Genomic DNA, 14448 nt, shown 5'->3' with positions numbered 1-14448 from the left:
ACCTCAATCAATAATGTCAGATTATGATTTTTCCTCCGACCATTGTATGCTTTATCCTTCCGCACACCTTTCTTCCGTGTACGGGCGTAAATTTTGCTTTGGAATAAAATTTTTCCGCATCAATAACATATTCTTCGCCACAGTCTGCAATGGTAATATCTGCATCATATCCGACCGCAAGCTTTCCCTTTGTGTTAAGTCCGAGCACCTTAGCCGGCTTTTCGGAAAGCCTGTTCACAAGCTCGCTCATCGTTATAACTCCGTTTTTGACCAGCTCTGTATAGCTCAGTGCAAAGGCCGTTTCCAAAGCGGATATTCCGTAAGCCGCAGTGTCGAACTCTCTCTGCTTAAACTCTTTTCTTGTCGGTGCATGGCCTGAAGAAATAACATCAATGGTTCCGTCCGCAACACCTTCCGCAATCGCTTTAATATCGCTGTCTGTTCTGAGCGGAGGAATTACCTTTGCATAGGTGTTATAGTTCATAGCCACATCTTCGGTTACGGTAAAATAATGCGGGCATGTATCGCAGGTAAGATTGACGCCTCTCTTTTTCGCAGCTCTTATCAGTCTTACAGCACCCTTAGTGCTCACATGTGCGATATGCAGTCTTGCTCCGGCGTTTTCCGCAAGAACGATATTTCTTGCAACAATTATATCCTCAGCCTCTCTCGGTATTCCCAAAAGCCCGAGCTGTGTTGAAACTCTTCCTTCGTTTATAACTCCTTTGCCCGACAGCGCCATATCCTCACAATGTGTTATTACGGGCATATCAAACATTTTTGAATACACAAAAATATTACGCATTATTTCCGCATTTCCGACAGTAAGGTCGCCGTCCGCAATACCGACTATTCCGGCATGAACCATTTCACCTATTTCGGAAATACGCTCGCCCTTACAGCCGAGAGTCATGCTTCCGTAAGGCAGTATATTTACATCTGCGTATTCCTTGCTTTTTGTTATTATGTATTCAACAACGGTTTTGTTATCAACCGCCGGCTGTGTATCCGGCTGTGCCGTTATTGTGGTAAAGCCTCCGGCGGCGGCACTCATTGACACTGTTTCTATATCCTCGACGCTTTCGTGTCCCGGATCGCATACGGCGCAGTGCATATCAATAAAGCCTGGAAGAACATAAAGTCCTTCCACATCAAGCACCTGATCATTTTCGTCATCAATCTGCTCCGCAATTTTAATTATCTTGTCATTCTCGATAAGAATGTCGGCCTTTTTTTCTCCGCCCAGCTCCTCGGAAACAACAATTCCGTTTTTAATCAAAAGCCTCACTAAGGCCGCCTCCTATCTGCGAAAGTATGTAAAGCATAGCCATTCTGACCGCAACGCTGTTGGCAATCTGGTCGTTTACAATGCACTGACTGCCGTTCACAACGCTTGTTGCCACCTCAACACCTCTGTTTATCTGTCCGGGGTGCATAACTATTGCGTCCTTTTTGGCATACTTCATCAAATTTTCATCTATTATAAACATACTTCTGTATTCGTCCATGGACGGCAGAAGATTATCTCTTTCTACTTCATCAAAAATTCTTGTGGAAAGCACTACATCCGCTCCGCTGACCGCATCTCTCGGATCAAGGCATACTCTTACGCCGAAATCCTCAAGATTTTTAGGAATAAGCGTTGTCGGGCCTGATACGGAAACCTCTGCACCGAGCTTTGTAAGTCCCCAGATGTTGCTCTTTGCAATACGGCTGTGGAAAATATCGCCTATTATAGTTACCTTAAGTCCTTCAAAGCCGCCCTTGCTCTCCTTTATAGTAAGCAAATCAAGAAGCGACTGTCCCGGGTTTTCGTTATATCCGTCACCGGCATTTATAACCGATGCCTTAACGCTGTCAGCAAGCAGTCTTGCCGCACCGGACATAGGGTGTCTTAAAATAATGAAATCCGCACCCATCTGGTCAATAAGCTGGCCCATATCCTGAAGACGTTCCTTTTTTTCGCTTGAAGAGGACGCCATCATATCAACAACATTGGCACTCAAATGCTGTGCCGCAAGCTCATAAGAAAGCTTTGCTCTCGCACTGGCATCATAGAAAAGAATAATTACTGATTTGCCCATTAAATGCGGGACTTTTTTATTTTTCTGGTTAAGAACAAACTTCATCGTTTCGGCTGTTTTAAGAATATAATGCAGCTCTTCGGCTGAAAGATCCCTTATACCGAGAAAATCCTTACGGTTTAAAAACATTTTACTGCACACTCCCGAATATAACCCAAAAGCTAATTGCTATAACTTCTTCACATTATCCAACAATCTTGTAAAATACTCTGGCAATTCAGATTCAAACTCCATATATTCACCTGTTCTCGGATGGATAAAGCCGAGAACTCTTGCATGGAGCACCTGTCCCTTAAGGTTGAACGGCTGTTTTTTAGGCCCATAAACGGAATCACCAAGCAGAGGATGTCCGATATATGTCATATGCACCCTTATCTGATGAGTACGGCCTGTTTCAAGCTGTGCTTCGATAAACGTAAACTTTCCGAGCCTTTCCAGAACACGATAATGTGTTACTGCTCTTCTTCCGCCGGGAACAACCGCCATTTTCTTTCTGTCCGAAGGATTTCTTGCAATAGGCTTATCAACCGTTCCTTCGTCCTCTTTTATATTGTTATAAACGATAGCGTTATATTTTCTTGTTATTGAATGCTCCGCAAGCTGTGCCGCAAGCGATCTGTGAGCATTATTATTTTTTGCCGCCATTATTACGCCCGAAGTATCCATATCTATTCTATGAACAATGCCCGGACGCATAACGCCGTTTATTCCCGAAAGCGAATCTCCGCAATGATACAGCAGAGCATTTACAAGCGTATCGGTATAATGTCCGGGAGCCGGATGCACAACCATTCCCTGCGGCTTATTTATAACTATAACGTCGTCGTCCTCATAAAGAATATCCAGAGGTATATTCTGCGGAATTATTTCCAACGGCTCTGCCTCGGGTATTATAAGCGTAACAATATCGTTTTTTCTGAGCTTATAGTTCGCCTTCACAGCCTTATCGTTTACAAGCACATTGCCTTCCTCAATCAGCTTTTTAAAACCGCTTCTGGAAAGTGCGTCACTGTTTTCCGCCGCAAAGACGTCTATTCTTGTGCCTATGTCCTCCGGCTCTGCCGCAAAGGTACGCATATCTGTTTTTTTATCATCACACTGCATATCAATTACCGCCGTTTCCTGTTTTATCCTCGTCTTTTATAACAAAAATCATAATCAGTGCCATTGCAATCGCACCGACCACAACATAAATATCCGCCATATTGAATACCGGAAAGCTTATGAATGTAAACTCGAAAAAGTCCACAACATATCCTCTTATAACCCTGTCGATAACATTTCCGACAGCTCCGGCAAGTATAAGCGTAAGTGCCGCTTTAAGAAGTCTGTATTCCTTTGTTTTTGGCATTTTGAGCATGGAATATATTATTACGGCACAGATAATTGCGGCAAGAATTAATAACAGCCATATTTTGCCGTTAAGTATGCCGAATGCCGCACCTCTGTTTTCCACAAAGGTAAAATCCATAAAGCCCTTAATGAATGTTGTGTTGCCAATAGGCTTAAGCTTTGTAAGAGCAATATGTTTTGTAATCTGATCAACAGCAGCAAGAACCGCCGCAACAATAACCGAAATCAGCATATTATCAATCCTCATTTAAGAATATAATCAATGGCAGTCATAATTTCCTCTTTTTCGACATCGGAGGTTCTTATTGTACTGCCTATTTTATCAGCAATAACGAATTTAAGCTTATTTCCGCTTACCTTCTTATCATGGAAAAGCTGATTATATACATTCTCCCTGTCAAGTCCGGAAACCTCTGTCGGAAGATCGAAATATTTAAGAAGGTCAACAAATTCATCAAGCTTGTCCTGTGAAATATATCCTCTCTTTACGGATATATCCATTACCGCACACATACCGAGAGCAACACATTCGCCGTGCAGAAGCTCAAACTCCTTGAGTCCTTCAACGGAATGACCTATTGTATGACCATAGTTTAGCGTTTCTCTTATGCCTGTATCGTTTGCGTCAAGATTGACCACATCCGCCTTCATCTGACAGCATTTGCGGATTATGTTTTCAAGACAGTCCTTATCACCGGACTTGATTTTCTCTTTATTTCCCTTTATATAATCATAAAATTCCTCCGAGGCTATTATTCCGTACTTAATAACCTCTGCCATGCCTGCGGAAAATTCACGCTTAGGCAGTGTATCAAGGCTTGATGTATTTATGTATACAAACTTAGGCTGATAGAATGCACCTACGGTATTTTTATAAGGGCCGTAATCCACTCCGACCTTTCCGCCGACACTGCTGTCAACCTGCGAAAGAAGCGTTGTCGGAATTTGTATAAAATCAACGCCGCGCATAAATGTAGCCGCCGCAAAACCTGCCATATCTCCGGTAACACCGCCGCCAAGACCGGCTATAACGCTTTTTCTGTCGATTTTATGCTCCAGAAGAAAATCATAAAAGCTCTTTATTGTATCAAGATTTTTGCTTTTTTCTCCGGCAGTAAATGTACATACATATACCTCGGAAAAAACTTTTTCAAGCTCGCTTTTTACCTTTTCGGCATAAAGCGGAGCAACATTGCTGTCGCTTATTATACAAAGCTTCTTTCCTTTGCAGCCGCACTTTTCGGCGGCAGAAGAAAGTGAATCAAAGCTTTCCTCAAAATAAATGGGATAGCTTTCCTTACCTGTATCAACTGTAATATAATTCATTTCATTTCCTCCAACTTTAAGTTGAAAACCATAAAAATTCTGACTTGGAGTTTTCAGCATTCTTTAAACATATTTACCTATTTTTATGCTTATTCTGCCTTTTTTTGTTTCGCCGTTTACCGAAATCAGAACGCCTCTGCCGCTTCCCTTAAGCGAAAGAACATCGCCTTCGTTCAGCTGTGCGGAAACACTTTTTAGCGGCAGCCAGTTAACGGACGCTTTTTCGGCATTGATAAGCTGTTTAATGCTTTCTCTTGATTCATTAAAAACCGCACCAAATATTACATCGGCACGCATTGATGCAACGGTTATATTTTTTTCGACCATTTTCTTTTGCGGAACAAGGTCATCGGTTATATCTGCCTTTTCAGCAGTCACCTTAGTATGTCCGACTCGCTCAAGACCGGAAACAACATAATCAGCAATTCCGTCCTCAATAAAGCAGACCGCACCGTTTTCCACAACGGCAATATCGCCGACCTTTCCGCGTTCTATCCCCATACCGAGCACAGAGCCGAGATAATCCCTATGGGACGGAGGCGAAGAAAATTTCGGATTAAACTTTATCTTCACTGCCGTTATCGGAAAATATACGTCCTCGGCAGACATATAATCAGGATAAAAGCCAAGCATTTTTCTTTCGCAGTCGTTATAACCGCCGTATGCCAAAAAAGACAGGTCATGTACTTTTTTAAGAAGCTCAACCGCCTGTGCCGTTTCCGCCGGCGACAAAAAGTCCGAAAAAGTAATGATATGTCTGCGTAAACTCAAATCAGCCTGATCCAAGACTTTTGCCAGCAAAAGCTTTTCATCAGGCTGATAATAACTTTTTAACAAAGCATTCTTATTTATAAATTCCATAATAAGAATAACCGCCCTTTCAGAATATTGATATAATTCCGAGAATAATCATCTGAATAATATCTAATATGAATAAAGCAATAACGGGAGAAAAATCGAGCATCATTCCTCCGCCGAGCGGTGATTTATCCATCATTCTTTTTACCGGTCCGAGTATAGGATCGGTAAGCGTTACAATAAAATTACCTATTGTTGTATATCTGAGATTAGGCACCCAAGACATGAACACCCTAATGATAATCAAAATATACAATAATTTAAAAAATACATTTACAGCATTTGTAAGCAGTGTCGTCATTGACGCACCTCCTGAAAGTTAAGCCGAAAACAGGTCTATATTTCAAAACCTGTTTCCGATTAATCTCTTATTATCTTCCGCCAAGTCCCATCCATGAAGGAACGCTTGTCTTAGCAAGCTTAGGCTCTTCCATAGACTCGCTTGAAATGTTATAGTTCACCGGTGCAATAATAAATATCTGTTTTGAAACACGCTGAAGTTTTCCTTCAAGTGCATAGCATGTTCCGCTTAAGAAATCCATAACTCTCTGTGCAACCGGAAATTCAAGCTTTTCAAGGTTTACAACAACCGGTCTTCTAAGCTTCATCTGGTCTGTTACAGCCTGAGCGTCTTCAAACGTAATAGGTTTGATAATAACAACCTGCTGTTCCGATGAGCTTGCCTGAGCGGCACCGAAATCAACAACCTGAGGCTGACTTCTTCTTGAAGATGTCTTAGGTGCTGTGTATTCGGGAATTGATTCATGTTCACGTTCTTTTACACTTTCTCTCTGTGTTCTTGAAGAACGTGCAGGCGCATGGTATTCTTCTTCTTCGTCATCATATCCGTCGTAGTCGTATTCATCATAATCATCATCATAAGGTCCGGCTATAAAATCCTTGATTTTATCCATAAATTTCGCCACAGTATTTTCCTCCTAAATGGTAGTAGTTTTCTTGATTTAATTCTTATTTCGTATAATCTCTTTTACCGAAAATTCCGGTGCCGACTCTTACGATAGTTGCACCCTCCTCAACGGCGGTTTCATAATCACCTGTCATACCCATAGACAGAATGTCCATGTTTATATTATTAATATTTTTTGCGTTGATGTCAACTAATAATTGCTTCATATTCCTGAAATAAACTCTGTTTTCTTCTCCGTTTTCGACATTAGGCGCAACAGTCATAAGTCCTCTGACTCTGATATTGTCCATTAATGCCAATTCTCGGATAAAGCCTTCGGTTTCCTCCGGTTTAACGCCGAATTTGGATTCCTCATCAGCCATGTTTACTTCAACAAGCACATCCATAACAAGATTATGCTTTTTAGCCTGTTTATTAATTTCCTCAGCAAGCTTAATACTTTCTACCGAGTGAATAAGTTCAACCTTATCGATTATATACTTAACCTTGTTTGTTTGCAAGTGTCCTATTAAATGCCACTTAACATTTTCGCCCATAGGCTCGTATTTTTCCATAATTTCCTGTACACGGTTTTCACCGAGGCTGTTAAGTCCGCAGTCAACAGCAACCTTTATTCTGTCAACATCCACAGTCTTTGAAACCGCAAGAAGAAGAACATCCTTAGGATCTCTTCCGCTGCGTTTACAGGCAGCATCAATATTTTTTCTTATATTTTCAATATTCTCGGAAATATATCCGTAGTCTTCCATACTATCATCCTCCGAATTAATATATTTCATCGCCTTCTGCCGCATCAGCCGCATTGGTGATTATTTTGTCATAAGCCTTTAAGCCGGATTTATTCGCATCGGCTATTGTATATTCCCCGTTTTTACCCAAAACGGAGATAGATGCAAACTGGGCAAACGCACCGTTAGCCGTAAGAACTCCCGTCTTTGTGGAAACCTCGCTTATTGTATATTCCGTTGCCGTTTCACCGGTTCCTTTAAGAATAACATCGCCAAGCTTAAGCTGGTCAAAATCCTGACGAACATAAATAAAGTTTTCGTCACTGCTTTCCACATCAAGCTTAACAACGCTGTCGTTTCCGTCAACACGTTTTATTACACTTCTCTGGTCAAGGCTTGTTGTTACACAATCAACAGGTATTTTAATAAATGTCTTTTCCACAATGGCGCTATTCGGAACCTTAAGTCCTACATACGAAACATCACTTATATAAAACTCAAATGTTCTCACACTCATAAAATCCTGAACATTTCGGTCACAGGCAAAAACAACATATGTACTGTTTTCCTTCTCTGTCATGGATTCGATTGTTGCCTGAACGGTTTTTTCGCTTTTATCCACAAGTGCACGCAGCATCTTTGTATCACCAACATTCCATTCGGCGGCAATATTGGTATCTATATAAGCGCATATATACCAGTTGTTGCTTCGTATTATTTTAAACAGCGGACTGTCTGCGTCAACTGCCGTTGTTTTGGAAAGGTATGTTACCGAAGATCCGTCACGAATATCCTTTTTAGATATATCCTCCATTGTATCCGGAGTATACGTTTCTTCCTTACCGTCACATGAAAGCACCAGTATTCCGCTGTCTGTCGCTCTTTCGGCATGAACACTGCTGTCAAACTGTGACTGATATGATTTACGCTGTGACGAAAGCGATGAATCCGAGCCTTCGCTGTTTTCGGTAATCCAGATTTCAGTCCTTATATCAAGCTGTGTTTCAACCGCATTACGCATTGTATAAATGGCATATGTATTTCCGGACGTAACATTTCTTGCGGCAGAATATATTGATGATTCCATATTTTCCTCTGCCCTGTTTATATCGTCCTTATATATGGATATATCTATTCTGTTTTTCTGTGCCTCAATTATGCTTTCATCTATATTTTTGAGCTTGTCCTTTGCAGCCGCGGCAGATTCGCCTTCGCTTACGGTGGCAACTATTGAATTTTTGGCTACCTTATCGCCTTCGCCGTAATTAAAGGTAGGCACGCCGGTTGTATCCGTATTAACAACATATTCATCTCTTACCGCAATTCCGTCAAAGGAATTCGGTATATCTATCGTGCCATATGAAACGGATTCTATCGAAATATTGTTTCCGCCCTTTGCAAAGTCAATGGTATATTTAACCATATAAGCAAGTATAATCGCAAAAAGCACAAAGGCAAGTTTATTAAGGCCACTGCCGTGCCGTTTGCGTTTTTTTCCGCGGTTTGGCTCAGGCGGAGCCGGTACAGCCGTATTTCTGTTATCGGTGTAACCCGGAGGCACACCGTTTCTTCGTCTATGTTTGTTGTTAGGCATAAAAATTCTCCTAATCATTTATTAAAATCGATATATAAAATCAATTCAATATATTTGACTATTTATTATACCATAAAAATAGCGACATTTAAAACCTTTTTGTTAATATTTTAGTAATATGTTCTTACAATTTTGTATATAAAAACAGGCAGAGAGAAACTCTCTGCCAAAAAATACAAATAACTAAATGAAATTGTCAGGCTTATTTTCTGTCAAGATCTATACTGTCAATATCAAATACTCGTATTGCGTCAATGGAATTCTTCTCCTTTGAAAGTGCCGAATATTTATCGACCTGTGTAACATCCTTAGGTCCGTGCGAAAGTGATGCCGCACCGCCGATACAGCCGCATTTGCAAGCCATACCTTCGATAAAGTTTCCGTCAAGCTTTCCGGCCTTTGCAAGTCTGAGTATTTTTGTACAGGCATCAAGTCCGTCTGCCGCAACCGGTTTAAACTCAACATTGAATTTTTCATGTCCGACAACCTGTTTAACAGCCTCGCTTACACCGCCGCTTCTTGCGAAAAGTCTTCCATAGAATGAAGCATTGTCAAGCACGCTGTCCTCGCATTTTTCAAGCTCAATGTTCATTGCATCAAGCATAGCCTGAAGCTCCTCAAAGGTAATAACAAGGTCAACTGCGTCCTTAATATCGTCCTTTTTGATTTCCATTTTTTTAGCCGTACAAGGTCCTATGAATACAATCTTTGCGTCTTCATCAAGACTCTTTATAAGTCTTGCTGTTGCAACCATAGGTGAAACCGTTTTTGAAACATGATCCATAAGCTCAGGGAATTTTTTGCTTACATAATCAACAAAAGCCGGACAACAGCTTGTTGTTTTCCACTTCATTTCTTCTATTGTTTCGGCAAATTCGTGTGCCTCATGGTATGAAACAATATCGGCACCGAGAGCCGCCTCAACAGCATGATAGAAGCCGATTTTCTCTATTCCAGTGATAACCTGCTCTATTCTTGCGTTTGTAAACTGACTGGATATTGCCGGAGCAACAACTGCATAAACCTTATACTTTGTATTGTTTTCGGATTCCTTAAGAAGGTTAAGCACATCGAGTACAAACGGTTTATCCACAATGGCACCGAACGGGCACTGATGAACACAGGCACCGCATGATACACATTTGCTGTCATCGATAACCGCTTTTTTATTTTCGTCTATCTGTATTGCTCCGATTTCACATGAACGTATACATGGACGTTTAACATCACTTATTGCATTAAACGGACACACCTCTTTACAGCGTCCGCACTCTATACAAAGCTCCTGATTTATGTAGGCATGGTGGTTTACCATGAATATCGCATTTCTCGGGCAAACCTCCTGACATCTGTGTCCGAGACAGCCTCGGCATGCCTCGGTAATCATAAAACGGTTTACCGGACATTCGTCGCAAGCGTCATGGAGAATACTGATTACATTTTCTTTTGTCTGAGGATAGATAGCGTTTTTCGCTCTTTCCTTTATGATATGTCTTTCTTTATATATACAGCAGCGTGTAGCCGGCTTAGGTCCTGGAACAAGCTTTTCCGCAATTTCGTCAAGAGAGCTGTCCAAAGTACCGTTTATAAAGCGTTCTGTTATTTCCCTGTTGACAAGATATTTAATGTACTGAACATTGCTTTCAAATTTTCTCATTTTTATAATCGTCCTTATTGTCAAAATTTATATATATGTTACCTCTACGTCCTTACCCATTTTTTCAAGCAGATGGGTAAGCTCATTAATCTGGTTTACCTTATAGGTAAAGTCCATTTTGAATGCCAGATCCTGATGTGCCGGATTTACTGCCATTCCCTGATATATTTTTACACCGTCGCAGTCCTCAATAAGCAGCTTTGCAAGCATTGATGCCGCATTGTTTTCATTGAGCTTTTTATCAATTTTCGGATTGTAGTCAGGCTTAACGTATTCACGAAGAATATCTATTGTTTTACTCAATGTGATTATACCTTCGGTAACAAGCTCTATGCCTTCAATATGCGCCATCGGCGGAATATCCATGGTCATTGTGTCCATATCAAAATCCACTTCTTTATCGAGTATTCTTGCGGCTATCTGTGCAGTTGTACCTCCGCATATAACGGTCTTTCCGCCGGAGGAAAGCACCTGTTTGAATACGGCATTATCGTTTTTCTTATCCCTCGGAGGCCCTACAAGAAGATTTATTACCTGCTGCTCCTTTATTTTTACGGCAAGCACGGTTGTATCGTCACCGGGCTCCTCCTCATAAAGCTCATTGCAGCTGTCAAGGACATTTTTAACGACGTCCTTTGTCGATATATCTTCCTTGGACATATCTCTGAGATATGTGTTTACATTCACCCATTCCCAGCCGAGATCGAGCGAATGGCCTACTCCGGCGTGAACAACGCCGTCGCTTACAGCAACAAGCATTGTGTCTTTATCCATCATGAAATTACTTTCATATATATTTTTATCACCTATTTTTTTCAGTGTTTTTTCAATAGGTATATCCTTGCCGTTTTTATGCAGAAACAGCGCCGGATTATCGAACTCTGCCGCATAGGCATGTCCGTCCTTGAATATCTTTATAAGCGTAAATGTTGAATACGCAAGATGTCTTTGCTTACAGACAGGCAGAGTATGGACTATTGTGTCTATTGTTTCCTCAAGCGTTGAGCCTTCTCGCAGCATTGTAATGGCTATTTTGGACGTAAGTGTAGACAAAATATTAGCTTTTACACCACTGCCAAGGCCGTCCGCAAGTACAAAAATCTTGCTGTCGTCAAGGTTAGCCTGCTGAATACAGTCACCGCAAAGCTCCTCATGGTGTTTTTTCAGGCTGTTATAGGAAGCGTCAATAAAGTACACCGTCATTCACCTTCCTTTATTACGACCTTCTTAAGCTTATTAAGGGCAACCTTTGTCTCGGCAGTTGTTTCACCCAGCAGACTGGCGATTTCCTGAGCAACCATCATCTGTTTATCAATGACCTTCTGCGCTACCTCAACCGTATTGAGCTTAAGCTTTTCAAGCTCTACCCTTCTTTTTTCCTCTTCTGTTATGTTCTGCATTGTGACCATGAACTTTTGGTCATCGGGCATATACATAATATTCATAAGTCCCGTATAATCATTGAACTTGGGTATATTGATTTTTTCGCCGACAATATCCGTCTTTGTGGAAAAAACCTTTTCAAAATATTCTCTTGGTATGAACTCCTCAACAGACATACCTGTTGCATCATCCATGCTTATTCCCGTAACTCTTGAAGCCGCCGGATTTATTCTTACAACCTTATAATCAAGGTCTGCCATCATAATAAAGTTTCTTGCGGCAATAAATATGGCACTTGTCATCGTTTCGGCTTTTCGCTTCATAAACGGCATACACATATCCACCTGTGCCATTCCCGAAAGAACGGCAACCGCTTTATCACGACAGGAATTATATCCGCATGCGCCGCAATCAAGCTCATCTGCCCTGCTGTTTTTGCCCATTGCAACAAGAACGTCCTTTATCTCTTTTTCGGAATAAACAGGCTTTTCTATTCCTTTCGGCGAGAAATTGTTTTTAAAGCTGACACCGGACCAGTTCATATACTCGTCGCTGTCATCTCCACCCATGGTTTTTTTACGATGGTCAACGTGTTTTCTAAGCTTCTGGAGAGCAAGGAACATATTCGTATTTGAACCGTGCATAAACGGGCCGTCAAGACACGAACCGGCACACATCGCCAAATCAGCAACAGTTCTATCAAGTATGCCATCTTTTATAGCATCAAGAAATTCAGTAACCTGATCCGCACCTTCAATCGAAACCATACTGTAATTAAGACTGTTTGCTTTTACCACCAATCTGTCGCATGTCTTTCCGGGCATTGCATAGTTCTTTCGTTCACTGCCGGAAACTATGTCCGGAAGAAGAGGCTCAATCTCATTATAATCAATAAAGCTGACCTTCATCATTCTTACAGCCTCAGAAAAGCTGATTGATGCATCAAGGCCTGTTTTTTCACTGTGCTGACTTTCATATCTTCGACTTAAGCAAGGACCTACATATACATTAAAGCTGTTCGGTCTTCTTTTTCTTACATACTTTGCAAGAGCAACAACAGGCGAAACAACAGGTATAAGATATTTAACAAGCTCCGGATAATATTTACATACATATAAATATACGGATGGACAGCTTGCCGTTATCATATATTTGAGGAATCTGTGATCCTCCATGTATTCCATCTGTTCTTCGGTAACAACCGCCGTACTTGATGCAATCTCCATAACAGAGGTAAAACCAAGCTTTTTAAGACCGGCAACAAATCTCTCCGGTTCATCGAACATAGCAAGATATGATGAATCCACAAGAGCACTTACTTCTTCTCCACTCTTTATTTTGTCAAACACCTTTGAATAATCATTATCCACATTTCTAACATGTTTCGGACATATAACAAAGCATTGCCCACAGGCAATGCACTTGTCAGAATCGATTTCCGCTTTTCCGCTTTCAAAACGGATTGCCTTTACAGGACAATATCTGATACATTTGTAACAGTTTTTACAGTTGTCGCTCATGAAATCGAACATTTTTACCATGGTAATTTATTCTCCTTTGATTACAGAGTGATAAAATTCCTCTGTTGTGGCAGGCTGAAGTGAATACATGTTATCATCATAAGTAACGGCAACGGCACCTTCGCAGTTACCAAGACAGAATGATGCCTTTACATTGACATCATTGCTCAAACCATCTCTTTCGATAGCTTTTTTAAGAATATTTATAATTTCATAAGAACCTTTTAAATGACAAGCACTTCCAATGCACACTTTTACAGTTTTCATCAGAAAAACCTCCTCTATATAATGTTAAATAATTGTATTTTTTCCATACAGGCACAGCTTAAACGGCTATACCTATTCGTTTATATTATAGCAGATATGTCTATATTGTCAAAGCCTAAACAAGTATAAATACAGATACAAGGACGATAATTTTAACCAATATTACCGGTTTATTTTTTCTTATTACTGTACATATTAATTACTCTAATATTACGCCGTTTTTACATATAATGTCTGATATTGCTCATTAAATGACCATGTCGTATAATATGTCAGAAATGTTAATGTATATAAAATACCACAGTAAGCTTTTTCACTCTCTGCACTACATTATATATATTTCGCAAAAATTGTATGACAAAATAAACAATTCAGACAAAAAGAATAAATTTTTAACAGACATGAGGAGATACAATGACTACCCTAATTGATTTTTCCAACCCAATCCTTGATAAGCAGACCGCCGAACAGCTCGCAACAAATATACTTGACAATTTTTATGTTTCCGAAGATGTATATAACAAATTCAATCTATACTTTGTTCTGGAAATCTCGATTATATTTTATGAAAAAAGCGGAGATACGGCTCTTGCGGCACATTTAAGCTTTCTTGCCGCATATTATATTTTTTATGCCTTAACGCCGCCGGGTTCATATGAGCTTGCTCTTTATCACATGAGTAATGCCATAAGGCTGAATGATACAAGCGAATACAGGGAACAGCTCGAAATAATGAAAAAAGGCAATTAA

15 protein-coding genes are annotated in these 14448 nt (G+C 40.5%); 1 reads left to right on the top strand and 14 read right to left on the bottom strand.

Translation table 11 applies throughout. The annotated features are described in order from the left end of the window. Positions 1 to 16: 16 nt before the first annotated feature. The 14 genes from KQI66_RS08820 to KQI66_RS08755 all read right to left on the bottom strand — a co-directional run bounded on the left by KQI66_RS08820 (position 17) and on the right by KQI66_RS08755 (position 13698). Positions 17 to 1288 (bottom strand): dihydroorotase, encoded by a 1272-nt coding sequence (locus KQI66_RS08820; protein ID WP_216428680.1) that lies wholly within the window; start codon positions 1286 to 1288, stop codon positions 17 to 19. Next, on the bottom strand, positions 1272 to 2213 hold the full coding sequence (locus KQI66_RS08815) for an aspartate carbamoyltransferase catalytic subunit (protein WP_216428678.1): 942 nt from the start codon (positions 2211 to 2213) through the stop codon (positions 1272 to 1274). The genes KQI66_RS08820 and KQI66_RS08815 overlap by 17 nt, the downstream gene beginning before the upstream one ends. Positions 2214 to 2252: 39 nt before the next feature. Continuing rightward, positions 2253 to 3161 carry an RluA family pseudouridine synthase gene (locus tag KQI66_RS08810; RefSeq protein WP_216428781.1) on the bottom strand — a complete coding sequence of 303 codons (909 nt, stop codon included), beginning with the start codon at positions 3159 to 3161 and terminating at the stop codon, positions 2253 to 2255. A 28-nt stretch (positions 3162 to 3189) separates the two neighbouring features. Then, positions 3190 to 3669 carry a signal peptidase II gene (gene lspA / locus KQI66_RS08805; RefSeq protein WP_216428676.1) on the bottom strand — a complete coding sequence of 160 codons (480 nt, stop codon included), beginning with the start codon at positions 3667 to 3669 and terminating at the stop codon, positions 3190 to 3192. Positions 3670 to 3680: 11 nt separating this feature from the next. After that, positions 3681 to 4763 carry a 3-dehydroquinate synthase gene (aroB, locus tag KQI66_RS08800; RefSeq protein WP_216428674.1) on the bottom strand — a complete coding sequence of 361 codons (1083 nt, stop codon included), beginning with the start codon at positions 4761 to 4763 and terminating at the stop codon, positions 3681 to 3683. 63 nt (positions 4764 to 4826) lie between these two features. After that, entirely contained in the window at positions 4827 to 5624 is a 798-nt protein-coding gene (locus KQI66_RS08795; protein ID WP_216428672.1) for a YlmH family RNA-binding protein, read from the bottom strand. A 19-nt stretch (positions 5625 to 5643) separates the two neighbouring features. Next, on the bottom strand, positions 5644 to 5922 hold the full coding sequence (locus KQI66_RS08790; RefSeq protein WP_216428664.1) for a YggT family protein: 279 nt from the start codon (positions 5920 to 5922) through the stop codon (positions 5644 to 5646). Positions 5923 to 5992: 70 nt separating this feature from the next. Continuing rightward, positions 5993 to 6547 (bottom strand): cell division protein SepF, encoded by a 555-nt coding sequence (locus KQI66_RS11410; protein ID WP_216428663.1) that lies wholly within the window; start codon positions 6545 to 6547, stop codon positions 5993 to 5995. Between the two features lie 43 nt (positions 6548 to 6590). Next, positions 6591 to 7298, bottom strand: a complete 708-nt coding sequence (locus KQI66_RS08780; protein WP_216428660.1) for a YggS family pyridoxal phosphate-dependent enzyme — start codon at positions 7296 to 7298, stop codon at positions 6591 to 6593. A gap of 16 nt (positions 7299 to 7314) precedes the next feature. Beyond that, entirely contained in the window at positions 7315 to 8871 is a 1557-nt protein-coding gene (locus KQI66_RS08775) for an HlyD family efflux transporter periplasmic adaptor subunit (RefSeq protein WP_216428658.1), read from the bottom strand. Between the two features lie 202 nt (positions 8872 to 9073). Next, complete coding sequence (locus tag KQI66_RS08770) at positions 9074 to 10528, bottom strand: 4Fe-4S dicluster domain-containing protein (RefSeq protein WP_216428657.1); 1455 nt, start codon at positions 10526 to 10528, stop codon at positions 9074 to 9076. A 27-nt stretch (positions 10529 to 10555) separates the two neighbouring features. After that, positions 10556 to 11731 (bottom strand): SpoIIE family protein phosphatase, encoded by a 1176-nt coding sequence (locus tag KQI66_RS08765; protein WP_216428655.1) that lies wholly within the window; start codon positions 11729 to 11731, stop codon positions 10556 to 10558. Next, positions 11728 to 13452: a [Fe-Fe] hydrogenase large subunit C-terminal domain-containing protein gene (locus KQI66_RS08760; protein WP_216428653.1), complete on the bottom strand. Its 1725-nt coding sequence runs from the start codon at positions 13450 to 13452 to the stop codon at positions 11728 to 11730. The genes KQI66_RS08765 and KQI66_RS08760 overlap by 4 nt, the downstream gene beginning before the upstream one ends. A 6-nt stretch (positions 13453 to 13458) precedes the next feature. After that, the gene (locus tag KQI66_RS08755; protein WP_216428650.1) at positions 13459 to 13698 is read right to left on the bottom strand and encodes a (2Fe-2S) ferredoxin domain-containing protein; all 240 of its coding nucleotides are present in this window, start codon (positions 13696 to 13698) and stop codon (positions 13459 to 13461) included. Between the two features lie 414 nt (positions 13699 to 14112). On the opposite strand from KQI66_RS08755, the gene KQI66_RS08750 reads away from it, so the two are divergent. Next, positions 14113 to 14448, top strand: a complete 336-nt coding sequence (locus KQI66_RS08750) for a hypothetical protein (RefSeq protein ID WP_216428648.1) — start codon at positions 14113 to 14115, stop codon at positions 14446 to 14448.

The organism is Anaerotignum sp. MSJ-24, assembly GCF_018918145.1.
Classification (GTDB): Bacteria; Bacillota; Clostridia; order Lachnospirales; family Anaerotignaceae; genus Metalachnospira.
Note: the sequence above shows the minus strand (reverse complement) of the source record. Positions and strands in the feature narration are given on the sequence as shown.

Excerpts from the sequence above, each read along its gene's own strand:
- KQI66_RS08815 (WP_216428678.1), bottom strand. The coding sequence starts at position 2,213 with ATGTTTTTAAACCGTAAGGATTTTCTCGGTATAAGGGATCTTTCAGCC.
- KQI66_RS08810 (WP_216428781.1), bottom strand. The coding sequence starts at position 3,161 with ATGCGTACCTTTGCGGCAGAGCCGGAGGACATAGGCACAAGAATAGAC.
- lspA (WP_216428676.1), bottom strand. The coding sequence starts at position 3,669 with ATGCTGATTTCGGTTATTGTTGCGGCGGTTCTTGCTGCTGTTGATCAG.
- aroB (WP_216428674.1), bottom strand. The coding sequence starts at position 4,763 with ATGAATTATATTACAGTTGATACAGGTAAGGAAAGCTATCCCATTTAT.
- KQI66_RS08795 (WP_216428672.1), bottom strand. The coding sequence starts at position 5,624 with ATGGAATTTATAAATAAGAATGCTTTGTTAAAAAGTTATTATCAGCCT.
- KQI66_RS08790 (WP_216428664.1), bottom strand. The coding sequence starts at position 5,922 with ATGACGACACTGCTTACAAATGCTGTAAATGTATTTTTTAAATTATTG.
- KQI66_RS08780 (WP_216428660.1), bottom strand. The coding sequence starts at position 7,298 with ATGGAAGACTACGGATATATTTCCGAGAATATTGAAAATATAAGAAAA.
- KQI66_RS08775 (WP_216428658.1), bottom strand. The coding sequence starts at position 8,871 with ATGCCTAACAACAAACATAGACGAAGAAACGGTGTGCCTCCGGGTTAC.
- KQI66_RS08770 (WP_216428657.1), bottom strand. The coding sequence starts at position 10,528 with ATGAGAAAATTTGAAAGCAATGTTCAGTACATTAAATATCTTGTCAAC.
- KQI66_RS08765 (WP_216428655.1), bottom strand. The coding sequence starts at position 11,731 with ATGACGGTGTACTTTATTGACGCTTCCTATAACAGCCTGAAAAAACAC.
- KQI66_RS08760 (WP_216428653.1), bottom strand. The coding sequence starts at position 13,452 with ATGGTAAAAATGTTCGATTTCATGAGCGACAACTGTAAAAACTGTTAC.
- KQI66_RS08755 (WP_216428650.1), bottom strand. The coding sequence starts at position 13,698 with ATGAAAACTGTAAAAGTGTGCATTGGAAGTGCTTGTCATTTAAAAGGT.
- KQI66_RS08750 (WP_216428648.1), top strand. The coding sequence starts at position 14,113 with ATGACTACCCTAATTGATTTTTCCAACCCAATCCTTGATAAGCAGACC.